The following is a 21,482-nucleotide window of genomic DNA, read 5'->3' as shown; positions in this document are numbered from 1 at the left end:
CGGGTCCAACCAGTGGAGGTTTTAGTTATTCGGATTGAACGAGTTACCGTTCAACCTCGCTGGCGCGGCGACGCGTGGTGGCGACTGCGCCAGCCAGCAATCCGACGCCGGCAATCAGGGCAGCGACAGAGAGCAAAGCAGCATACTGGGCAACGGAGCCGGTGCGAGCCAAGGAGCGGCTCAAAGAGCCAGCTTCGGAGACGGCCTGAGCCCGATTAACTTGAGCCTGCTGAGCAGGGGCGGCCTGAACGGCGGAGGCCTGGACAGTAGTAGCAGGAACTACGTTCGCGTTGACTGCCGGAGCCTCAGAAACGGCCGAATTCAGCAACGGGGTGGTCTGACCGGGAACCAAAGCCGGGCCGGCAGGTTCCGGAAGCTCAAACCACACAACCTGGGATTGACCGTTGGGGTCAGCCGGAGGAGTGTTTTCGGTCTTTGCCATGGTCAGCAACGGAGCGGGAGCCTGGGGATCAGGAGCCGCGACCGGAGTGGAAACCGGAGCCATTGCGCTGTAATGAGGCACCACGTAAGTAACGGGAACGACTTGCGCCGGGGCAGGCTCTGCCGGCTCAGCAGGTTCTGCGGGCTCGGCGGCAGGAGCAGGCTCCTCAGCCTGAGGTTCGGCCGGAACGGTTTCCTCAGCAGGCTCAGCCTGGGTATCAGTACCCTCTTCGGCAGGAGCGGCAGTCTGTTCCTCAGCAGTTTCAGAGACTTCCGTTTCGGTGGTTTCGGGGGCTGGTGTAGTTTCCTGCGCGGCGGGTTCCTCACCCGGAGCAGGTTCTGAGGTGGCCTCTTCTGAAGTTACAGGTTCAGTTTCCTGCGTGGCTTCTTCAGTTTCCTCAGTACCGGCGACAGTAATGTCGTTATCGGCAGCAGTAGCGCCTGCCACCTCTATAGCGGGATCAGTTTCGAGTGCAGCTTGCGTGCCATCGTCCGCGAAAGACGGAGCGAAGCCCATCACCGCAGCTATAAGTAAGCCGCCTCCTGCGGCGTAAAGCTTATGTGAATTTTTCATGATCGGAGACCTCCATGCTCCAGCGATACCCTGTATATCGCTCTTCAGTTGCTGCCTTCCGGTTACCCTTATTACAGTCAACCCGTACTCACAAGTATAGTCGATTTCGGCCTAATTACGCCGATTGATTGCTCCACCCAACCCCCCAAAATAAAGTCAAATTTTTCATCTCAGTAAGTTTTAAGCTGGGTTACAGGAAAAATCGCTGAATTATCACCATTTAAAACATTTCCAGGGGGTAAGGAATCAATCTATTATGTGAGGAATATCACATTTATAGGATGCGAACAAAGGGGTCATTTGACCTGACATTAAAATCATCTTTGTATTCACATTCGAACTTAGCCACAGCCCAGTTTTGGGACAAAATCCCACGTGAGAAGGCATTTATCCGGTTGGGGAGGCTCTGGTTGGCGCGCTACGGCAAAACGACCGAAAATTCCCCCGTTGACCACCACCGAATTCTTAAGAGATTTACCAAAAATACTCAGGCATTCAGGAACGCTCGGCGAATTTAGGCGTTTTTTCAGCTAACCCTCAGATTTGAGCTGAGTCCAGGGACAATCGCCTCTCACGTGACGGCCGACAGCGCGAAGGTATTTTGTATTCATTCCGTGAACATAGTTCCAAAATCTAGCGACTGTTTAGATTATTTGTTGAATGTGAAATTGAGGCCAAAATTTCGTTCTCAGCGAACCGGAATCCAGAACCGGCAATCCCAATCCGCCTCTGCTCAAAAAGGAGCCACCCGTTAAACAAACTGTCGGGCTGACAGGATTTGAACCTGCGACCCCTTGACCCCCAGTCAAGTGCGCTACCAAACTGCGCCACAGCCCGATTGCCCAAAAAGCAACATAGACACTTTACCCTATTGGCAACCGAAGGGAAAAACGCTGCCGCCCCGGACGCTTGAAAAAAGAATAAATCATTGGAAAATCGCGGAAATCCTAGCGGCCTTTCCGCTTTTCGCGCACCCGCACCCCGATGCGTACCGGGGTACCTACGAAACCAAAAGTGTCCCGCAGGCGGTGTTCGATGAAACGTCGGTACTGCGGGTCAAGGAAACCGGTAGTAAACAGGACAAAACGAGGCGGACACACCCCCGCCTGGGTGGCGTAAAGAATACGCGGCTGTTTGCCGCCGCGTAGCGGATGGGGATGAGCCGCCACCAGCTCGCCCAAAAATGCGTTCAAACGCGAGGTCGGGATCCGAATGGTCCACCCCTCCAAGGCCGCTCGCAATGCCCGGGCAATCCGGTTCGTGTGCCACCCTGTTTTCGCCGAGACGTTAATCTTGGGCACCCAAGACACGTGCGCCAAGTCCGCCTCTTGCTCGTATTTCAGTTCGCCCTGGCGATATTCGTCCACCAGGTCCCACTTGTTGTTGACCAGCACTAAGGCCCGGCCTGCCTCGACGACCTGGTTCACGACCCGCACGTCTTGTTCCGTGAGGGGTTCTCCCCCGTCCAACAAGACCAGCGCCACATCAGCGTTTTCGATGGCGGCTTGGGTGCGCAGCACCGAATAGTAATCCGCACCCACGCTGCGCTTGACCCGCCGTCGCACCCCCGCGGTGTCCACAAAAACCCACTGCTGACCGTCCAGCTCCAAGACCTCGTCTACCGGGTCACGAGTGGTGCCGGGAACCTCTGACACCACGGCTCGTCCCGCCCCGGACAGGGCGTTCAGCAGCGAGGACTTGCCTACGTTGGGCCGGCCCACGAGGGCGACCCGCGGCGTAGAGTCTTCGGCACGGGTCACTGGTGTGGCTCCGGCCTGGGGCAACGCCTGCAAAATGGCGTCCAGCAAGTCACCTGTACCCCGCCCGTGCAGGGCAGAAATCGGGTAGGGCTGACCCATGCCGAGGTTCCACAGGGCGGCGGCATCGGCCTCTTGACGATCCGAGTCAACCTTATTAGCCACCAGCAGCACGGGCTTGCCGGAACGGCGCAGTAGCTTCATCAAACGCTCATCGGTAGCGGTCGCCCCCACGTTCGCGTCCACCACGAACAAAGCGGCGTCCGCCAGGTCAATCGCAATTTCGGCCTGGTCCGCGACCGCCCGGTCCAGCCCGGAAACCCCCACGTCCCAGCCGCCAGTATCAACCAGATGAAAATTGCGTCCGTTCCAGTGGGCATCATAAGTGACCCGGTCTCGCGTCACTCCCGGTTCGTCCAGCACCACGGCTTCGCGGCGTCCCAAAATGCGGTTCACCAGGGTGGATTTGCCGACATTGGGTCGACCCACCACGGCCAGGGTGGGCCAGTTTGGAGCGGCGGGCAGTCCGGCGGCGTCCAGCGTCATATCCCCGGACAGAAGATCCAAATCCTCCGGCTCCAAGTCGTAATCTTGCAGCCCCTCGCGCAGCATTTCATCACGCGCTGCGTCTGCGGGGTCTATCGTGCCATCGTCGACAAAGTTTTCGTATTCCTCATCAGGAAGCTCATCGTTGGACGCAATCGGAGCGGGCTGTTCAGACAGCGTCGCGTCCCCGGTGTCTCCGGTAGTTTCCTCGGTCATTATTCCCCCGTGCGTTACGGCCTGGCCAAATTCGGGCCAAGTCTCAATTCGTCGCCTGATCAATCAGACGCATAACCGTATCTAAAGTTTGCGACACGCTCAAATCGGTGGAGTCTACCTTGGTCACCCCATCGGCGGCCGCGTGGAAGGAAGTGACTTTGGCATCGCGGGCATCGCGGTCCAACACCAAGGCGCGTTCCCGGTCCAGAGTTTCGCTCTGAGCGTCACCTTGATCGGCCAAAGCCCGCCGACTGACCCGCGTCGCCGCGTTGGCAGTCAGCAGAATCCGCACTTGTGCATCCGGAGCCACCACGGTGGTGATGTCCCGGCCTTCCACCACGATACCGCGAGTAGATTCGCGGGCCTGGGCGATGATGTCGCGCTGCAGCGCAATCAGCGTGGTACGCACCTCCGGTACGCTCGAGACAGCGGACACGATAGTGTTGATGTGGTCCGTGCGAATCACGTGCATGACATCGACATCATCCACAAAAATCCTGGGCGCGTGGGGAACCGCGTTGACGGTGAACTTCATGGCCTGCACTGCTGCTGCGATGGCTACGGGATCGTTGAGATCCACCCCGCGGTGCTCCACCCCCCAGGCCGCGGCGCGATACATCGCTCCCGTATCGAGGTAGCCCAAATCGAGGGCTGCCGCCACGTTGCGCGAAATGGTGGATTTGCCCGAACCGCTGGGTCCGTCGATGGCGACCACCACCCCGCGCCCCAAAATCTTTTCGCGCAATGCCTCATAGTTCGCGTATTCCATGACTCCCCTACACTTTCCAGGTATTTAGCAACGTTCCAGTATTCCACATTGAAACCGGTAACGCCCTAAGCAAGCCTATTTTACAGGCAAAAGGGCTTGTAATGACCCGTTTTGCCGAAAGAATCCGGCGCTAAGCGCTCCCCGGTTCAAACCTCGGCCAGGGACCAGCCCCGTTGCGACAGGTGTGCCATCAGCGGCTCTACCGAAGCCGGTGTCACATACAGGTAGGCCAACCCGCGCGCTTGTCCCAACGAGTGTTCCAGGCGAAAATCCTCCACGTTGATGCCGGCTGAACCCATATCGTTGAACAAACGTCCCAGGAAACCCGGCTCATCCGGGACCAGCACCGCCACCACCCCGTACTTCGAGGCGGCATCACCGTGCTTGCCGGGAATCCGGCCCACGCCCTCATTTCCGCGCACCAACACAGTATTAATTGCGCCCACCGCGGGAGAATTCCAGGCGGTGCGCTCGCTAGTCTGGGAGGGGTCACAAGGCCGGGTGGGCGGGGTTGTTTCGGTTGGATTACCGTCCGGGTCGCCGGTATCGCAGTGAATATCCGGGCTCAGTCCGGCGATGAGAGCCTGCAGGTTACCTTGCAGTTCCACCAGGATTTCGCGCACCGCGGTTTCGTTTCCCGCCAAGATAGCGTTCCACAGCCGCGGGTCCGAGGCCGCGATGCGGGTTACGTCGCGCAAGCCGCCTCCAGCCAGTTCCAAAGCGGCCGGAGGTGCCGTCACCAGCAGCCCCGCCATCAGGGAGGACACCAGCTGGGGCACGTGCGAAACCAAAGCTACCGCCCGGTCGTGCTCGTCAGCGTCCAAAGTCAACAGGAACGCACCCAAGTCTGTCCCCAAAGTCCGCGCCGCCAATACCGCGTCGGGGCGGGTAGTCTCATGCGCCACCACCACCCAGGGCCGACCAGCGAATAAGTCTGCGGTGGCAGCTCCCACGCCGTTCACTTCCTTGCCAGCCATGGGATGCACCGAACAATAGCGCGGCGCCGCGGCGCAGTCCCCCGCCACGACCTCGTGCACCACCGCGTCCTTCACGGAACTGACGTCAAACACGAAAGCCGCGGGAAACTCCCGCAAAGCCGCCAACGCGACACCGGCAGTCACATCGGGAGGGGTCGCGACCAAAACCAGAGAAGGCGCGGGCAGGCCGTCCTGCCAGACCCGGCCGGCTCCCAGGCTCTCACCCAAAGCCATCGCCGTCGGGGACGCATCTCGCAGGTAAACGTCCACTCCCGCGCGGAACAGCGCCAACCCGATAGAACCGCCTATTAAACCGACACCGATAATTAACACCGGTCCCCGCGTGCCGACCACGGCGACACCGGGCTGCGGGGCGGATTGCGGTAATGCGTCGCTCATAGTCCCACCATTTCTTGTAGGGCGGCCAGCTCATTGCCGTGCAGCAGCCGGAACTGGCCTTCTTTCAGGCCATCCAAAGTCAGGTTGGCAATTCCCGTGCGGGTCAAGGCAGACACCGGGTGGCCCACCGCAGAGAGCAGGCGACGCACCACGCGGTTCTTGCCTGAATGCAGGGTCAGCTGCACAATAGACGAACCCTTGCGCACTTCGATGAGTTTGAATTTGTCGACTTTCACCGTGCCGTCCTCGAGCTCGACCCCACGGCGCAATACCTTACCCAAACCCATCTTGACCTGGCCTTGCACCACCGCGACGTAGGTTTTCGGGACTTCGTACGACGGGTGCATGATTCGGTTCGCCAGCTCGCCGTTGTTGGTCAGTAGCAGCAGTCCCGCCGTGGCGACATCCAGACGGCCCACGTTATAGACCCGCTCGGGCAGTTTCGTCACCCAGTCCCCGATGCAGGGCCGATCGTCCTCGGGCTGCATCGAAGAAACGGTGCCAACGGGCTTGTGAAAAGCCCAGACCTGCAGGACTGTATCGGTGTGAACACGCTGGCCGTCCACGGTAATCCGGTCCGTAGGCAGGACTTTTACTCCCATTTCGCGCACGGTTTCACCGTTAATCTGGACGCGACCCTGCGCAATCAAGTCCTCGCTGGCTCGCCGCGAGGCGACCCCGGCGCGGGACAATACCTTTTGGAGGCGCTCGGGTTCGCTGGTGGCTTCGGGGCGGGTCTGGGTTTCAGTTTCCGGCTCGGGCAAGGGCGTGTCGGCACTGGTAACGGTGTTTTTGGTTTCCGACTCAGTCATCTGTACTGCTTTCTGTGTCATTGATTTCGCTGTCGTCCGCACTGCGTTGGGTTTGAGCATCCCACAGCATGTCGGCCGTTTCCGCCGCCAAAACCTGGGATAGGTCAGGATTAGCCGGCATATATGGAGCTAAGGGCGGCAGCTGATCCAGGCTGTCCAGTCCGGTCTGTTCCAGGAAAGCCGCGGTGGTGCGGTACAGCAAAGCTCCAAGGTTCGTTTGTCCGCATTCCTCGATGAGCCCGCGCGCCGCCAGGTTACGCATTACCGAATCCACGTTCACCCCGCGAATGGCGGCGACTTGGGCGCGGGTACAGGGCTGTTTGTAAGCCACTACCGCCAAAGTTTCCAACGCCGCTTGTGAGAGCCGACCGGTGGAACCCAAGGTGACGAAACGCTGCACCAAGGTCTGAAACCGTGGCGCCACGTAGATACGCCACCCGCCGCCGACTTCCCGCAGCTCAAATCCGCGCGGGCGTCCGAACAGGGCTCCCTCCCCGCCTTCACCGCGATATTCCGCAGCCAACCCCTGCAGGGCGGCGCACACCTCTGTCTCTGGGGTCTGCAGGGCTACGGACAACACGTCCACACCCACCGGCGCTTCGGTAATCATCAAAATAGCTTCTAGGGAAGCCCACAAGTCTTGGTTGTCGCTCATTCCCATTCGTCCTCATTGCGGGGTGTGGGCTCGCTGTCGCTGGAGCCGACCCAGATGATAACTAACTTACCCAAAGGTTTTTCCTGGGTAAAACTCAATACCCCGGAGCGGTACATATCCAACAGCGCCAAGAACCGCGAAATGACTACCGGCAGGGTTTTGGCGTCCGCCACGAGTTCTTTAAACGTGAGGGTGCGGGCTCGTTCCAGGCGCTCGGTCAGCACCGCGGTTTGCTCATGAACCGAGACGAGCGGATCGTGCAGGTGGGCGACCAGGACTTGCGGAGGAACCGCGTAGAGAGTTCCGGCGGCGCGGCGGGCCAACTCCTCGGGATCTATCTGGGTTTTCAGTTCCGCCAAGACGTGTTTCAAAGCCGGCTCGTCGCCCGGCACACGTCCGGTCACCAGTTGAAAAGCCTGCAGCTGCTCCTCGACGAAGTTCGAGGCTTCTTTATAGGTTTGATATTGAATGAGCCGGGAAATCAGCAGGTCCTGGGCTTCCAGAAGTTCCAGGTCCTCCTCACTGTCAGCCATGCCCGGCAAGAGCCGCGCCGCTTTTATGTCCAGCAGGGTCGCCGCTATGACCAGGAATTCCGTCGCTTCGGCCAGATTGGGCCATTTATCCAGATAAGCGAGGAAATCCGCAGTCACTTCGGCGAGGGCAAAAGCGGTGATGTCCAGCTTGCGTTTCGCGACCAAGTCCGCCAGCAGGTGAAACGGTCCGGTGTACTCGGGTGAATGGACTTCAAAAGCGGGGGTGTCCGCTGCGTCCAAGTCCGCCGGTTCTTGGTTGTCCGGGGACGTGTCGGGCAGGTTCGGGTCAGGGTTAGGCGACATAGCCCTTGGCTATCACTTCGCGCGCCAAGCGGCGGTAGGCTTGGGCACCATCGTGGGTGGGGGCAAATTCGGTGATGGGCCGGGTCGCCACGGTGGAGTCGGGGAACTTCACGGTGCGTTTGATGACGGTGGAAAACATTTTGTCTTGGAACGCTTCGAGCAGGCGTTCCTGAACTTCCTTGGAGTGCAGGGTCCGCGAGTCCACCAACGTCGCCAAAATGCCGTCCAACTGCAGTTTCGGGTTCAACCGGTCACGCACGGTTTCAATAGTTTCCATCAGCAGCGCTACTCCGCGCAGGGCAAAGAATTCGGTAGACACCGGAATAATCACCCCGTGAGCCGCCGTCAAAGCATTGACCGTGAGCAAACCTAGTGACGGCTGACAGTCAATGATAATCGCGTCATATTCCGGCTCTACTTCTCGCAGGATTCGAGCCAGGATAGATTCCCGCGCCACTTCGTTTACCAGCTGCAACTCCGCGGCAGAAAGGTCAATGTTGGCCGGAATGATGTCCAGGTTTTCCGTGTTGGTGTGGTGAATGACATCGGCAGTCGTCAAGTCGCGGTGCGGGCCGACCATCAGGGAATAGATAGTGGTGTCCATCTCGTGACCGTTAATGCCCAAACCGACCGAGGCGGCTCCCTGCGGATCGAAATCGACCAGCAGGACTTTGCGACCGTATTCCGCCAGGGCTGCTGCCAAGTTAATGGAAGTCGTAGTTTTGCCAACCCCGCCTTTTTGGTTACACATGGCGATAATCCGCGCCGGACCGTGGCCTTTGAGGGACTTCGGGACCGGAAACTCTTTATCCGTATCAGGAACAGGCATCATCGCGGGTTGGTTAGCATTCACCGTTACAGTTTACCCAAAGTTGTTCCCTTGACATGCCACCACCGCCGTAACACGATAGCTCACTCGCTTCGCGATGCCATCGCGCACGCGGATGTGCTGAAGCGTAGACTTCCCGGAGCATGTCGTTCGAGACTTTCGTGTAAATCTGGGTGGTGGTCACCGCGGCGTGACCCAGCAGCTCCTGAACTGCCCGGACGTCCGCGCCGCCCTGCAATAGGTGCGTGGCAAAACAGTGCCGCAGGGTATGGGGACCAACCGGAACAGTAATCTGGGCGCGCTGCGCCGCGGACTGGATAATTGCCCAGGCACTTTGCCGACTGAGAGGGCGCCCCAAAGTATTCAAAAAGACCCGCCCTCGTGAACGACCCTTTTCTGCCAAGCCCGGGCGCACCCGCACCAAGTAGGCTTCCAGGGCGTCTTTGGCCAGGTGGCCCAACATGGACAGGCGTTCCTTGCGGCCCTTGCCGAACAGTCGGACCAGCGGAATCTCCTCATCGAGGTCAATATCATCCACCGCCAGATTAACCGCCTCGGAAATCCGGGCTCCCGTCGCGTAGAGGAACTCCAGCAGCGCCCGATCTCGCAACGCATTACCATCGCCGGGCGCGCTGGCAGCCTGCAGCAGGGCTTGGACTTCCTCCACGGTCAACACCGTGGGCAAATGCGCGCTGACCTTGGCAGGCGCGATGCCTTTCGTCGGGTTCGAGCGAGCCGCGCCGGTTTCATAAGCATAGCGATGCCAAGAGCGCACGCTGGCGATGGCACGGCGCGCCGAGGAGGGCGCCACCGCGGCATAGTCGCCAAAACCCGCTTCTAGGGCACGCACAAACGCCTCCAACACCGCCAAGGTCACCTCATCGAGACTTTTGACACCGTAGTCGACCAGGAACGTCACGTAACGACGCAAGTCCCGGGTATAGGCCGCCACGGTATGCGGGGAAGCGCCGCGCTCTACCGCCAGATAGTCCAAGTAGGGTTGAGGGTCCAACCGTTCGGGACACTCAAAAGTGGGGGCAGGTCGCGAGCCCATATCCTCCCCCTTTCACCCGGTTTTTTTATAGTATCGAGTGACGGGACAAAAACCGCGAGTATTTATCCGACTTTCCGACAATTTAGGTGATGAGTTATGACTTTTGTGGCAAGCGAACTGGACAAACAGGCGATTAAAGCCGCCAAGGCTCTGGCGGCAGACGCGGTAGAAAACGCCGGTAACGGACACCCGGGAACCCCGATCTCTTTGGCTCCCGCCGCTTATCTGCTCTACCAGTATGTGATGCGCAGCGATCCGTCAGATCCCTGGTGGCTGGGTCGAGATCGCTTCGTTCTCAGTGCCGGGCACGCCTCAGCTCTACAGTATGTGCAGCTCTTCCTGGCTGGCTACGGGATAGAGCTCGAGGACCTGAAAAAGTTCCGTCAATCGGGCGGGCTGCTGACCGGACATCCCGAATACCGTCACCAGCCCGGTGTGGAAGTCACTACTGGACCTTTGGGCACCGGCATCGCGGCCGCGGTCGGCATGGCGATGGAACAGCGCCGTCTGCGCGGGCTGCTGGACCCGGACGCAGCCCCCGGTGAAAGCCCCTTCGACCATCACATCTATGTGGTGTCCGGGGACGGCTGCCTGCAGGAAGGCATCAGTTACGAGGCGATGTCTCTGGCGGGTACTCAGGAACTCGGAAACCTCATCTATCTGTATGACGAAAACCGCATCTCTATCGAGGACGATATTGAGATTGCCTTTATCGAGGATATTCGCGCTCGGTTTGAATCCCAGGGTTGGCACTACCAAGAAGTGTCCTGGGTGCAAGACGATGGGTCTTACGTGGAAAACCTGGAGGCTCTGTTCGCCGCTTTCGAGGCCGCAAAAGCCGAAACGAAACGGCCTTCCATTATTAAGTTGCGCACCATTATTGGCTGGCCCTCGCCGAACAAACAGAATCAGGGCGGCATTCACGGCTCCGCTCTGGGCACTTCAGAGCTGGAGGGTCTTAAGGCCGCACTGGGGCTGGATCCCACTAAGATGTTCGACATTCCTGCCGAAATTGTCGCTGCGACCAGGGAAAACGTCGCCCAACGCGCCCGGGAGTTCCGGGCTGAGTGGGATCCGCGCTTTGCCGCTTGGCAGCAATCCCACCCGCAGCAGGCCGCGTTGCTGAAACGTCTGCAGGATGGGGAGCTGCCCGCCGATGTGGAGTCGGCGTTGCCGCAGTTCGAACCCGGCAGCGCAATCGCCACCCGCGCCGCCTCCGGCAAGGTCATCAATGCTTTGGCCGGCGTGCTGCCCGAGTTGTGGGGCGGCAGCGCGGACCTGGCAGGCTCTAACAACACCGCCATCGCCGACGAACCGTCTTTTGCTCCCGCCGACCGCGCCACAAAAGCGTGGACGAAGGTCAGCGAATGGGGCCGCAACCTGCACTTCGGGGTGCGCGAACACGCTATGGCAGGGATTCTCAACGGCATCGCGACCAGCGGTTTAACCCGCCCCTACGCGGGGACTTTCCTGGTGTTCTCTGACTTTATGCGCGGCGCGGTGCGCCTGTCAGCGCTGATGAAGCTGCCGGTCACGTACGTGTGGACCCACGACTCTATCGGGGTTGGCGAGGACGGACCGACTCACCAGCCGGTAGAGACGCTGACCAGCTTGCGCGCCATTCCGAACCTGGCGGTGGTACGTCCCGCGGACGGCGCGGAAACCGCGTACGCCTGGTTAGAGATTATGCGGCGGCGCGGCCCGGCCGGGTTGGCGCTGAGCCGTCAAAATCTGCCCAATCCCGCGCGCGGGGCGGACACCGGCTTGGCCAGTGCAAAAAATGTGGCGCGCGGTGGTTACGTGCTGAAAGACTTTGGGGACAATCCCACGGTCATTTTGCTGGCGACCGGTTCTGAGGTCGCTCTGGCTTTGCAGGCCGGAGAACAACTGGCTCAAGAGGGCGTGGCGGCTCGGGTCGTTTCCCTGCCGTGCTTGGAGTGGTTCGAAGAACAGGACGCGGCCTATCGGGAATCGGTCTTGCCCGCTTCAATCCGCGCCCGGGTGTCTATCGAGGCTGGACTGGCGATGCCGTGGTATCGCTATCTGGGAGATGCGGGGCAAGCGGTGTCGGTGGAAACTTTCGGTACTCCGGCAAGCGGTGAGGATAACTTTGCCCACTTTGGGTTCACTGTAGAAAACGTGGTCGCGAAAGCGAAAGAAAGTATGGCGAAATTGTAAGCACAATAGAAATGCATTACTCCTGGTACTGTTTAATAGATTATTGAAATGAGACGAGTTTAATCAAATTTCTCCAAGGTTTCAGGGGGTAAATTCTGATTTATCCAATCGTTTAAATGATTGGCACATCCATCATTAGGAATATAAGCCTGGAATAAGTTACCCTCTGAATCCAAGACCCAAACGCCTAGCAGCGGCGCATTTGTCTCCGCGCAGTTTTCAGCAAGATTTGGATTTTTTGCACGTAAGGCCTCACTCAATTTGCCAAGATTTCCAACAAATTTGTGGGGTTTGAAGCCCTCCTGCAAGTCAGAGACAATGCAAATCGTTGCCCCCTGCAAGGGGACATTCTCTAAACGTGGCAGCTGGATCAATTCGTCGTTTGTTTTACTGCAGTCAACATTCGACAGCACCTCATCAATGGTAGAAGCGCTTAAATTTGTCCCCAGAGCCGTGCTAGTTGCTTCAGGTTCAGACTTAGGATGCTCAGAAGTAGCGCAAGATACCAGCGAGAAGGCAAACAAACCACACAGAAATAAACCAACAAACTTACGCACAACAATCAGCCTCACTTGATGCTAATTCCCAACACAACCTGTGCCAATTTTTTGTCTATGCATATAGAAAATGGAAAGTTACTATTTCCACCTTTGATTGTGAGTAGCCCGTGTTTGTTACGACAGTAATCGGATAGGAAAGAGCGCCTATCGGGAGGTAATTGTGCGTCAGTCTCTTCACTAGACAGCATCTTTACAGATGAGTAGTTCAACTCATCAACATGAGATTGTGCCTGCGCAAAAGAAACGTTGACTGCACTAAATGATAGAGAGATAGAGGCCACAGCTGCCAAAATGCCCAATTTGTAATTTATCATTATTCTACCTACTATCAGACCGGATTTGAATCTCCACATCATTTTACTGACAGCTGAAAGTTACTGTCAATAGTCCGGCTAAATATACGAGGAAGCCCCGGAATATTCCGGGGCTTCCACTTCTAAGATTTAATGCGGCTTACTTTTGAGCCGGAGCGGGGCTGGTCGGCAAAGCCGGAGTCGGATTGGCCGGAGCCGTAATGGGCGCGGTAGGCGTCTGATTAGCCTTGGCATCAGGCGCCGCCGGCTTATCCATGGTGAAGGCGAACAGCACGATGGCAAAAAGCCACACCAGAGACACCACCACGGTCAAAATGTTCAGGTTACGCTGACCCACGCCGGAAGAGGACATAGCCGAAGTCAAGCCGCCGCCGAACATGTCGGACATGCCGCCGCCTTGGCCCTTGTGCATCAAAATGGACAATACCAGCAGCAGCGAGGTGATGACTAAAAGCACCTGTGCCACGATGTTGAAAGCAAATAACATGTTTTCCTCTGTGTTTATCTGTTCACGAACTCAGCCTTGCAATGATACCACGACCCGGGTATTAAGATGATTTCGTGACCGCAACACCCAAAGATTTATCCCCTCTCAGCGCCACCGTCGCTGTCTTTATCGGTGGTGCACTAGGGTCGCTGCTGCGCTGGGGCGGGTCTTTGGTAGCCCGTAGTGTGTCGTCCTCGCCGAACTGCCAGGGTCTTTGCCGAGTCATTGTCGGGGGCGGTGGAGTCAACATTGACACCTGGATCTTGAACCTCATTTCGGTGGTGGTGCTGGCATATTTGACGGGTCGTTTGGTGTCTAATCCGCATCGTCACCGCACCCAAGCCCTGAAGCTGTCGGTGGGCACCGGATTTTGCGGAGGACTGGGGACTTACGGGGGTCCGGTGTGGCAGATTGTGGTTTATCAACAGTTTTACCTGGGGCACTTGCTGGAGCTGATTGCCATGTTTGCCGTGGCCCTGCCGGTGGGGTTGTTTGCGCTGTGGCTGGGGACCCGGCAGGCTTTCGTTTCCGGAGACATCTACCGCGACTCCCCCGCTGACTTTACCCTGCCCAATGCTAACGACCCGACCTCCCTGCCGCCCTTGTCCACAGCGGCTGCCTCCACCGCACCACTGACGAACCATGTCGAGGATGAACAGCACCAACGTCCTTGTGCCCCCGAAGTACCACCTGAGACTGACGATGACGGGAGGTCGGCATGATTCCCCTTTTCATAGCTCTCGGCGGAGGACTGGGTGCGGCAGCCCGCTTTGGCGTGGACAAACTGTCCACGCGCCTCATCGACAAGTTTCGAGAGAAGCGCAGCGCCAAATATCCCAGTGAAACCGTGACCGGGAAGCGCTTGTGGGGCGGCTGGGGAATTATTTTCGTCAATATCACGGGTTGTTTCCTGGTGGGCTGGGTCGCGACCGCACCGTGGCTCGATGTCGTCATGGGCGGGCCCTCGCAAGCCCAGCTGCCCCCGCACACGGTGGCGGACGTGCTGCAAGCCGGTTTCCTGGGCGCCTACACGACATTTTCCACCGCCATCATGGACACCATCGGCTATACCTGGAAGCCCAAGTTTGACTTTAGGTATGCCGTGAAAGCCACGTTACTGATAGGCGTGGTCATTTTTGTCTGTATCGGGGCGGCACTGGCGGGCGTGGCGTTGAACACCGGCGTTTTCGTCCTGCCGAACCTGCATTCCTAGGGGTATCAGCGACAAAACGCCAGTTCGAACACGACACTTGGCGGCTAGCCAATAACGCCAAAACTGTAGCCCTGTGCGACAAAGTAGTCGATAATGCTCGGCAGTGCCGCAACGGTAGCTGTTTTTGGCGCTGAATCGTGCATCAACACGACCGCCACGTTTCCGGTACGCGGAACCTGTGAGCGCATCCGATTCAAAAGCTGGCTGGCATTCAACGATCGGCTCAACGCGTCCCCGATTTCCACATTCCAATCTATCCACGTCATTGCGCGTGAAGCCATCAACTGGTTACAAGGTGCCATGCCGCGCCATGACATCTGTCCTCCCGGATAACGGAAAGCGCCGGTCCCCCACTGGGGACCCGAAATCGAACGAACCGTATCGACCGCCCGCGCGTAATCTGCCCCGACATTCGCCGGCGAACACACGCGCCGAGGGTATAGATACTGATAGTTATGCGAGGCGGTATGCACCGCCACTGCATGGCCATTGAGCAGCTCTTGGCGCAAAATCTGTTGGGTAGCGGCGCTGCCCAGCTGGTTTGTCGCCACAAAAAAAGTGGCGTGAACTCCGCGGCTCGCTAAAGTCTGCAGGTTCTGGGCGGTGTTGGCGGAGGGGCCATCGTCAAAAGTCAGGAACACGACTTTTTGTTGGGGGTAGGTCGGTGAGGTTTGCCGGCGTAACAGCCAGTCCTGCACTTGCCCTGCCGGATAAACGTAGCTTTGCGCGGCATAGATGTGGTTTTGTCCGGGTACTATATCCGTGGGCCGCACCGGTGGCGGGCACACTTTTCCTGTCGCCTCATTCGACACGGCACCGGCACCTCCGAGGACGATTTTGGTCTCTAACGTCGAAAGGCGCTTGACTACCGGCTGACTGTTGCACGTCGGTCCGCTGAGTAAAACCGGCAACCCCGCAGCTTTTGCCAGAACCGCCCCGGATAGAGCATCGGGGAAGTTCTGGGCCGAAGTCACCAGTGCCCCGGAAAAGCCTTGACCCCAGAACTGCTGGGAAACATTAAATGCCGTATCGAAACGGTCAGTTCCGCCCACAGGCACCAGGGAAACCCCCGGCAGAGACGCCCGGAGCTGGGCTGAGGCATCGGAAGCGAGTTTTTTCCCGATGACGTAAACGGTTTGGGGTTTCAGGCGTCTCAGTTCTGTCCCAGTTGTGGCATCAAATCCCGCGGGATTGCTCAGCAACAGCGGTGCTCCCAGGCGTGCCGCAGCCGGTCCCGCCACCAATGCATCTGGGAAATCGCTGCCGGAAACCAACATCACCGAATCAGTTTCCGAACCCCAAAAAAGCTGCGAAACTGCGGCGGCTGTCTGGTATCGGTCCTCTCCGGAAACTCGTAGCAGCCTTGTGTCAGGCAGGATTTTTCCCAGGGTGTTTTCCATCCCCGTATCGAGCGCCCCTGAACCTCCTACCAGCAGGATTTGCTTGGGATTGAGTCGTTTTAGCTCAGCTGCGGTCGATGGATTCAAACTGGAGTGCGTGGTCAGCAACAAGGGGGCACCCAAACGCGCTGCGGTGGCGCCCGCCACCAAACCATCGGGATAATTTTCTCCACTGACCAGCACAGCCGTGAGCGCCGAACCAGGAAAGATTGTGCGGCTGATTTTAACGGCGGTTTCGTATCGGTCCGTTCCATCCAGGCGCTGCTGGTTAGCCACCTGGATCGCAGGAAGAACTTGGGGCGTTGTCTCAAAATCCATCGTGGTTGCGTTGGCAGCGGATAACGTCCCGCCGGATGAGGCCGCAAACAGTACGGCTGCTAGCAATCCTGCCTTTGCGTTCATGATTGAGATTCCTTCCACGATGGCGCGCAAATTCAATATAACTTTGTTTTTGCTCGGCGATGCCACCCCGCGTTGTGGTCAGTTAGTATGAAAAATTTTCTCGGGGAGGCTACTGATTATCAATAGCCTCCCCGAGAAAGTTTAGGGTGTCCTGCCGGTGGCGTTACTCGCCGAGGCGGCAGATTTTCCCGAATTCTTCAGCCTTCAGAGAAGCGCCGCCGACCAGGCCGCCGTCCACGTTGGGTTGAGCCATGAGCTCAGCCACGTTCGCGGATTTCACCGAACCGCCGTAGAGGACGCGGATTCCATCAGCGGTTTCCTGACCGTAAAGCTCCGCCAGCTTGGCGCGGATGGCCCCGCAAACTTCCTCGGCATTTTCCGGGGTCGCGGTCTCGCCCGTGCCAATCGCCCAGATGGGTTCATAGGCGACCACACACTTGGCGGCATCCGGAGTGGGGATAGCGTCAAAAGCCGCTGTAATCTGAGCCAAAACGTGCTCGACGTGCTTTCCGGCCTTGCGGACCTCGAGAGCCTCGCCACAGCAGATAATAGGTACCATACCCGCCGCCAGAACCTTGCGCGCCTTTTCATTAACGACAGCATCGCTTTCCTGGTGATATTCACGGCGTTCCGAGTGACCGACCACCACGTAAGTGCAGCCCAGCTTGGTCAGCATCGCGGTGGACACTTCGCCGGTGTAGGCACCGTTATCGTGGGTGGAGACGTCTTGAGCGCCGTACTTAATCTTCATGTCGTCGCCGTCGATGGTGGTCTGTACCGAACGAATGTCGGTAAACGGCGGAATGACCGCCACCTCGACCTTGCTAAAGTCGTGACGATGATCTTGCAAATCAAGGTTCAGCTGATTGACCAACTGAATTGCCTCGAGGTGGTCGAGGTTCATCTTCCAGTTGCCTGCCATCAGGGGAATACGTGCCATGTTTAGGCCTCCAATACTTCAATACCGGGCAAAACCTTGCCCTCCAATAATTCTAGTGATGCTCCGCCACCGGTGGAGATGTGGCTGAACTTGGACTCGTCAAAGCCCAGCTGGCGCACCGCCGCCGCGGAGTCCCCGCCGCCCACGATGCCAAAGGCCGTGCCGTCCTGCAATGCCTTTGCTACCGCTTTAGTGCCGCCCGCGAAAGCCGGGAATTCGAACACGCCCATCGGCCCGTTCCAAGCCACGGTCTTTGACTCAGCAATCTTCGCAGCAAAGAGTTCACCCGATTTCGGCCCGATATCCAGGCCCATCTGATCCTCGGGGATAGCATCGGCGGCCACTACGGTAGCCGGAGCGTCAGCCTTAAACTCGGGAGCCACCACGACATCTACCGGCAGCACCAGTTCGACTCCGTTTTGTTTTGCCTGATCCAGGTAGCCTTTCACGGTGTCAATCTGATCGGACTCCAGCAGGGATTTGCCTACCGCGTATCCTTGCGCCGCCAGGAACGTAAACGCCATACCACCGCCAATCAGCAGGGTGTCGGCTTTCGTCAACAGGTTCGCGATGACGCCGAGTTTGTCGGAGACTTTCGAGCCGCCCAGCACCACCGTGTAGGGCCGCTCCGGGTTTTCCGTGGCTTTGCGCAGGGATTCAATTTCCTTTAACACCAGGAAACCGGCCGCTGCGGGCAGCAGTTTCGCCACGTCATAAACAGAGGTTTGCTTACGGTGCACCACTCCGAAACCATCAGACACGTAGCAGTCCGCCAACTCCGCCATCTCGGCCGCGAAAGCAGCACGTTCGGCATCGTCTTTTGAGGTTTCGCGCGCATCAAACCGGACGTTTTCCAGCATAAGGATTTCGCCGGGAGCTAGGGCGGCAGCTTTCGCTTTCGCGTCCGCACCGGTCGTGTCCTGAGCCAGGGTAACCTTGACCCCAATCAGCTCAGCGAGACGCTGGGCCACCGGAGCTAGAGAAAATTCGGGCATGACCTGGCCTTTAGGACGCCCCAAGTGAGCCATAGTGATGACTTTCGCACCACTGTCCAGCAACTTTTGCAAGGTGGGCAGCGCCGCACGAATACGTCCATCGTCAGTAATTACACCGTCCTTGAGGGGTACATTGAAGTCGCAACGCACCAAAACGCGCTTGCCGCTCAAATCCCCCAAGGAATCAATAGTTTTCAGCATATTTATCCCTTCCTTAAACACTCGGAAAATGCGAGAGGACGCCCGCAATTCACGCAGAAATGCAGGCGTCCTATCTCACTCAAAACTCCCGAATTAGAGCTGCTTGCCCATGAACACGGCCAGGTCAACCACGCGGTTGGAGTAGCCCCATTCGTTGTCGTACCAAGACACACACTTAATCATGTTGTCAATCTGCTTTGTCAGAGGCGCATCGTAAATCGAAGAATGCGAATCGGTGACGATGTCGGTCGAAACAATGCCATCGTCGTTGTAATCCAAAATGCCCTTCAAAGAGCCCTCGGCGGCAGCCTTCATCGCGGCATTGATGTCGTCGATAGAGCAGGACTTCTTCGGGATGAAGCTCAAGTCAGTGACGGAACCGGTGATGACCGGCACGCGCAAGGCGTAACCATCGAGCTTACCCTTCAACTGGGGAAGCACCAGGGCGACCGCGCGGGCTGCACCGGTGGAAGTCGGCACAATGTTTTGGGCCGCAGCGCGGGCGCGGCGCAGATCCTTGTGCGGAGCGTCGTGAATACGCTGGTCACCGGTGTAGGCGTGAATAGTGGTCATCAAGCCGTAATCGATGCCGAACTCGTCGTCCAGGACCTTGGCCATCGGGGCCAGGCAGTTCGTGGTGCAAGAAGCGTTAGAAACCACGTGGTGCTTTGCCGGATCGTAAGTCTCATGGTTTACGCCCATGACGAAAGTCGCGTCCACGTTGCCCTTGGCGGGAGCGGAGATAATGACTTTCTTTGCACCAGCCTTGATGTGAGCGCGAGCCGCATCGCCATCGGTAAAGAAGCCGGTGGATTCAATCACAATATCCGTACCCAAATCGCCCCAAGGCAGGTTGGCAGGGTCGCGCTCTGCCATGGCGGCAAATTTCTTGCCGTCAACGGTGATGGTCTTGTCGTCATAGGTGACTTCCTTGCCCAGGCGGCCGGTCACCGAATCGTATTTCAACAAGTGAGACAAGGTGTGGTTGTCGGTCAAGTCGTTCACGCCAACAATCTCGATGTCCGCGCCCTGCTTCAGGGCGGCGCGGAAGAAGTTACGACCAATACGGCCAAAGCCATTGATGCCAACACGGACAGTCACAGTTTCCTCCATCTTGTGCAACTCTATGCACATGTAGGTTCTTTAGTTATTCAATCCCGGCAGTGAACACACTGCGGGACCCGGTCAAAAATGTCGACCAGCTCTTAAAACCTACCTGAAACGTTCTTATAAATCATCAAAAATCACAGTTAATTTCCAGTTAATTTCGCTCTTTTACGCCAGAACCATTACAAAGAACATGATTTATTATTCCCGACGCACGCTTTTCGACACCCCAAATTCTCACCGACCGCGCCACTTGGCGCGGGAACAAAACCCCAAACCAACCCGAAAAAGGACGTAGGATTTCAGGTATGACTAAGATTGATGTGTTTTCTAAAGATTTACCCGCGCTGCGCACTCCCCTGGTGCTGGCTGTCACCACAGATGGTGACGAACTGCAGGTTCCCAATTTTCCAGCCCTGCGCGATTTTGCCCGCGCTGCCGGGGTGACCGGAAAGCTCGGAGAGGTAAACAGGGTTCCCTCCCCGAATGACTTTTCTGCCGCGTTCGTCGTGTTTGCTGGGGTCGGCTCCCCGAAAACTCCTGCCGAAACACTCCAAAACTTCCGCGAGGCGGCCGGCAACGTGACCCGCAGCATCACCAGTGAAGAACTCGCTTTTTCCTTCCCCACGAAGAACCGGGAGGAAGTCCTGGCGACTGTAGAGGGGGCGCTTCTGGGGGCCTACCGTTTTGGAAAATATCAGTCCAAACCCTCCAAAACCCTGAAAACTCTGTACATTCCTGCTCACGATGCTCTCAGTGACACGGATCGTGCCCAACTGCAAACCACCGTCAAGGCAGTCACGCGAGTTCGCGACCTCGTGAACACGTCCCCCTCCGAGCTGTACCCCGAATCCATGGCCAAAGCGTTTCAGAAAGCCAGCAAGAACCTGCCGGTGAGCTTTGAAAAGTGGAATTACCGAGACCTCAAGGATCAGGGCTTTGGCGGACTCGTCGCGGTAGGGAAAGGCTCTAAGCGCAAGCCCTGCCTGGTGAAGTTGACCTACGCGCCCGAGGGCGCCAAAGCCCACGTCGCCTTGGTCGGCAAGGGCATCACTTTTGACTCCGGGGGCTACAGCTTAAAACCGAGCACTTCCATGCTCACCATGAAATCCGATATGACCGGCGCAGCCACCATGGGAGCGGTGTGCCTAGCGGCGGCGGAACTGCGGCTGCCAGTGAGAGTCACGGCGTGGCTGTGCTTGGCAGAAAACCTGGTCAGCGGTAACGCGTCGCGGGTCGATGACGTCATCACGATGAAAAGCGGGAAAACTGTAGAGATTACCAATACCGACGCGGAAGGGCGGTTGGTGCTGGCAGACGGCTTGACTATGGCGGTGGCGCAGCACCCCGACCTAGTTATTGATATGGCTACCCTGACCGGCGCGCAGAGAGTGGCTTTTGGTAGCCGCATCGCCGGAGTGATGGGGTGCCAAAAGGACTGGATACGCGACGCCTCCGTGGCGGTCGGAGAACCAGCTTGGACGGCACCACTGCCCGAATACCTGTTGGAGCACCTGCATTCTGACGTTGCTGACATCGCGAATTCTTCGTCGAAACGCGAGGCCGGGATGCTGGTGGCCGGAATTTTCCTGAAACAGTTTGTGGGCGACACGCCGTGGGCGCATATCGACATTGCCGGCCCGGGTTTTAATACCGGTTCTGCCTGGGGATACACTCCGAAAGGCGGTACCGGCTACGGGGTGCGCACCCTGTTGCGGGTCATTGCGGACATGGGTCGCTAGGCCCGATTTTGTTCACCCTGTTTGCATTAGCACATGGGAATCATTTAGTGAAAGAATAAACTTGCTTAGAATTTTGTT

At 57.9% G+C, this 21,482-nt stretch carries 19 protein-coding genes and 1 tRNA gene; 4 read left to right on the top strand and 16 right to left on the bottom strand.

The window, feature by feature from the left end; genetic code table 11:
- Window positions 1-43: 43 nt before the first annotated feature.
- The 10 genes from RQ935_RS00630 to RQ935_RS00585 all read right to left on the bottom strand — a co-directional run bounded on the left by RQ935_RS00630 (window position 44) and on the right by RQ935_RS00585 (window position 9,865).
- Window positions 44-1,015: a hypothetical protein gene (locus RQ935_RS00630; protein WP_311496753.1), complete on the bottom strand. Its 972-nt coding sequence runs from the start codon at window positions 1,013-1,015 to the stop codon at window positions 44-46.
- Window positions 1,016-1,778: 763 nt separating this feature from the next.
- Window positions 1,779-1,852, bottom strand: a tRNA-Pro gene (locus tag RQ935_RS00625).
- Between the two features lie 110 nt (window positions 1,853-1,962).
- The gene (der, locus tag RQ935_RS00620; RefSeq protein WP_311496752.1) at window positions 1,963-3,534 is read right to left on the bottom strand and encodes a ribosome biogenesis GTPase Der; all 1,572 of its coding nucleotides are present in this window, start codon (window positions 3,532-3,534) and stop codon (window positions 1,963-1,965) included.
- A 43-nt stretch (window positions 3,535-3,577) separates the two neighbouring features.
- Entirely contained in the window at window positions 3,578-4,303 is a 726-nt protein-coding gene (cmk, locus tag RQ935_RS00615; protein WP_311496751.1) for a (d)CMP kinase, read from the bottom strand.
- A 146-nt stretch (window positions 4,304-4,449) separates the two neighbouring features.
- Complete coding sequence (locus RQ935_RS00610) at window positions 4,450-5,679, bottom strand: prephenate dehydrogenase (protein WP_311496750.1); 1,230 nt, start codon at window positions 5,677-5,679, stop codon at window positions 4,450-4,452.
- Window positions 5,676-6,512 (bottom strand): pseudouridine synthase, encoded by an 837-nt coding sequence (locus tag RQ935_RS00605; RefSeq protein ID WP_311496749.1) that lies wholly within the window; start codon window positions 6,510-6,512, stop codon window positions 5,676-5,678. The genes RQ935_RS00610 and RQ935_RS00605 overlap by 4 nt, the downstream gene beginning before the upstream one ends.
- Window positions 6,484-7,152: an SMC-Scp complex subunit ScpB gene (gene scpB, locus RQ935_RS00600; protein ID WP_311496748.1), complete on the bottom strand. Its 669-nt coding sequence runs from the start codon at window positions 7,150-7,152 to the stop codon at window positions 6,484-6,486. Before scpB ends, RQ935_RS00605 begins: the two co-directional genes overlap by 29 nt.
- Window positions 7,143-7,982 (bottom strand): ScpA family protein, encoded by an 840-nt coding sequence (locus RQ935_RS00595; protein WP_311496747.1) that lies wholly within the window; start codon window positions 7,980-7,982, stop codon window positions 7,143-7,145. Before RQ935_RS00595 ends, scpB begins: the two co-directional genes overlap by 10 nt.
- On the bottom strand, window positions 7,972-8,814 hold the full coding sequence (locus tag RQ935_RS00590) for an AAA family ATPase (protein WP_311496963.1): 843 nt from the start codon (window positions 8,812-8,814) through the stop codon (window positions 7,972-7,974). Before RQ935_RS00590 ends, RQ935_RS00595 begins: the two co-directional genes overlap by 11 nt.
- A gap of 10 nt (window positions 8,815-8,824) precedes the next feature.
- Window positions 8,825-9,865, bottom strand: a complete 1,041-nt coding sequence (locus tag RQ935_RS00585; protein ID WP_311496746.1) for a site-specific tyrosine recombinase — start codon at window positions 9,863-9,865, stop codon at window positions 8,825-8,827.
- A gap of 96 nt (window positions 9,866-9,961) precedes the next feature.
- On the opposite strand from RQ935_RS00585, the gene tkt reads away from it, so the two are divergent.
- The gene (gene tkt, locus RQ935_RS00580) at window positions 9,962-12,043 is read left to right on the top strand and encodes a transketolase (RefSeq protein ID WP_311496745.1); all 2,082 of its coding nucleotides are present in this window, start codon (window positions 9,962-9,964) and stop codon (window positions 12,041-12,043) included.
- Between the two features lie 59 nt (window positions 12,044-12,102).
- Here tkt and RQ935_RS00575 read toward each other — a convergent pair whose 3' ends face one another.
- Window positions 12,103-12,615: a hypothetical protein gene (locus RQ935_RS00575; protein ID WP_311496744.1), complete on the bottom strand. Its 513-nt coding sequence runs from the start codon at window positions 12,613-12,615 to the stop codon at window positions 12,103-12,105.
- Between the two features lie 441 nt (window positions 12,616-13,056).
- The gene (gene secG / locus RQ935_RS00570) at window positions 13,057-13,404 is read right to left on the bottom strand and encodes a preprotein translocase subunit SecG (RefSeq protein ID WP_297346386.1); all 348 of its coding nucleotides are present in this window, start codon (window positions 13,402-13,404) and stop codon (window positions 13,057-13,059) included.
- Window positions 13,405-13,478: 74 nt separating this feature from the next.
- Here secG and RQ935_RS00565 point away from each other — a divergent pair, with 74 nt between their 5' ends.
- Together RQ935_RS00565 and RQ935_RS00560 are read left to right on the top strand one after the other, a co-directional pair.
- Window positions 13,479-14,126, top strand: coding sequence for a CrcB family protein (locus RQ935_RS00565; protein ID WP_311496743.1), 648 nt, complete (start codon window positions 13,479-13,481; stop codon window positions 14,124-14,126).
- The gene (locus RQ935_RS00560) at window positions 14,123-14,617 is read left to right on the top strand and encodes a CrcB family protein (protein WP_311496742.1); all 495 of its coding nucleotides are present in this window, start codon (window positions 14,123-14,125) and stop codon (window positions 14,615-14,617) included. The genes RQ935_RS00565 and RQ935_RS00560 overlap by 4 nt, the downstream gene beginning before the upstream one ends.
- Window positions 14,618-14,661: 44 nt before the next feature.
- Here RQ935_RS00560 and RQ935_RS00555 read toward each other — a convergent pair whose 3' ends face one another.
- The 4 genes from RQ935_RS00555 to gap all read right to left on the bottom strand — a co-directional run bounded on the left by RQ935_RS00555 (window position 14,662) and on the right by gap (window position 19,656).
- A complete protein-coding gene (locus RQ935_RS00555) occupies window positions 14,662-16,419 on the bottom strand; it encodes a cell wall-binding repeat-containing protein (protein ID WP_311496741.1) in 1,758 nt (585 codons plus the stop codon).
- A gap of 163 nt (window positions 16,420-16,582) precedes the next feature.
- Window positions 16,583-17,359, bottom strand: coding sequence for a triose-phosphate isomerase (gene tpiA, locus RQ935_RS00550; RefSeq protein ID WP_296179956.1), 777 nt, complete (start codon window positions 17,357-17,359; stop codon window positions 16,583-16,585).
- Between the two features lie 2 nt (window positions 17,360-17,361).
- A complete protein-coding gene (locus tag RQ935_RS00545) occupies window positions 17,362-18,552 on the bottom strand; it encodes a phosphoglycerate kinase (protein WP_311496962.1) in 1,191 nt (396 codons plus the stop codon).
- 96 nt (window positions 18,553-18,648) lie between these two features.
- On the bottom strand, window positions 18,649-19,656 hold the full coding sequence (gene gap / locus RQ935_RS00540) for a type I glyceraldehyde-3-phosphate dehydrogenase (protein WP_311496961.1): 1,008 nt from the start codon (window positions 19,654-19,656) through the stop codon (window positions 18,649-18,651).
- Between the two features lie 314 nt (window positions 19,657-19,970).
- On the opposite strand from gap, the gene RQ935_RS00535 reads away from it, so the two are divergent.
- Window positions 19,971-21,404, top strand: a complete 1,434-nt coding sequence (locus RQ935_RS00535) for a leucyl aminopeptidase (protein WP_311496740.1) — start codon at window positions 19,971-19,973, stop codon at window positions 21,402-21,404.
- Window positions 21,405-21,482: the final 78 nt, after the last annotated feature.

Source organism: uncultured Mobiluncus sp. (genome assembly GCF_963511525.1).
In the GTDB taxonomy this organism is placed as follows: domain Bacteria; phylum Actinomycetota; class Actinomycetes; order Actinomycetales; family Actinomycetaceae; genus Mobiluncus.
Note: the sequence above shows the minus strand (reverse complement) of the source record. Positions and strands in the feature narration are given on the sequence as shown.

Excerpts from the sequence above, each read along its gene's own strand:
- RQ935_RS00630 (WP_311496753.1), bottom strand. The coding sequence starts at position 1,015 with ATGAAAAATTCACATAAGCTTTACGCCGCAGGAGGCGGCTTACTTATA.
- der (WP_311496752.1), bottom strand. The coding sequence starts at position 3,534 with ATGACCGAGGAAACTACCGGAGACACCGGGGACGCGACGCTGTCTGAA.
- cmk (WP_311496751.1), bottom strand. The coding sequence starts at position 4,303 with ATGGAATACGCGAACTATGAGGCATTGCGCGAAAAGATTTTGGGGCGC.
- RQ935_RS00610 (WP_311496750.1), bottom strand. The coding sequence starts at position 5,679 with ATGAGCGACGCATTACCGCAATCCGCCCCGCAGCCCGGTGTCGCCGTG.
- RQ935_RS00605 (WP_311496749.1), bottom strand. The coding sequence starts at position 6,512 with ATGACACAGAAAGCAGTACAGATGACTGAGTCGGAAACCAAAAACACC.
- scpB (WP_311496748.1), bottom strand. The coding sequence starts at position 7,152 with ATGGGAATGAGCGACAACCAAGACTTGTGGGCTTCCCTAGAAGCTATT.
- RQ935_RS00595 (WP_311496747.1), bottom strand. The coding sequence starts at position 7,982 with ATGTCGCCTAACCCTGACCCGAACCTGCCCGACACGTCCCCGGACAAC.
- RQ935_RS00590 (WP_311496963.1), bottom strand. The coding sequence starts at position 8,814 with ATGATGCCTGTTCCTGATACGGATAAAGAGTTTCCGGTCCCGAAGTCC.
- RQ935_RS00585 (WP_311496746.1), bottom strand. The coding sequence starts at position 9,865 with ATGGGCTCGCGACCTGCCCCCACTTTTGAGTGTCCCGAACGGTTGGAC.
- tkt (WP_311496745.1), top strand. The coding sequence starts at position 9,962 with ATGACTTTTGTGGCAAGCGAACTGGACAAACAGGCGATTAAAGCCGCC.
- secG (WP_297346386.1), bottom strand. The coding sequence starts at position 13,404 with ATGTTATTTGCTTTCAACATCGTGGCACAGGTGCTTTTAGTCATCACC.
- RQ935_RS00560 (WP_311496742.1), top strand. The coding sequence starts at position 14,123 with ATGATTCCCCTTTTCATAGCTCTCGGCGGAGGACTGGGTGCGGCAGCC.
- RQ935_RS00555 (WP_311496741.1), bottom strand. The coding sequence starts at position 16,419 with ATGAACGCAAAGGCAGGATTGCTAGCAGCCGTACTGTTTGCGGCCTCA.
- tpiA (WP_296179956.1), bottom strand. The coding sequence starts at position 17,359 with ATGGCACGTATTCCCCTGATGGCAGGCAACTGGAAGATGAACCTCGAC.
- RQ935_RS00535 (WP_311496740.1), top strand. The coding sequence starts at position 19,971 with ATGACTAAGATTGATGTGTTTTCTAAAGATTTACCCGCGCTGCGCACT.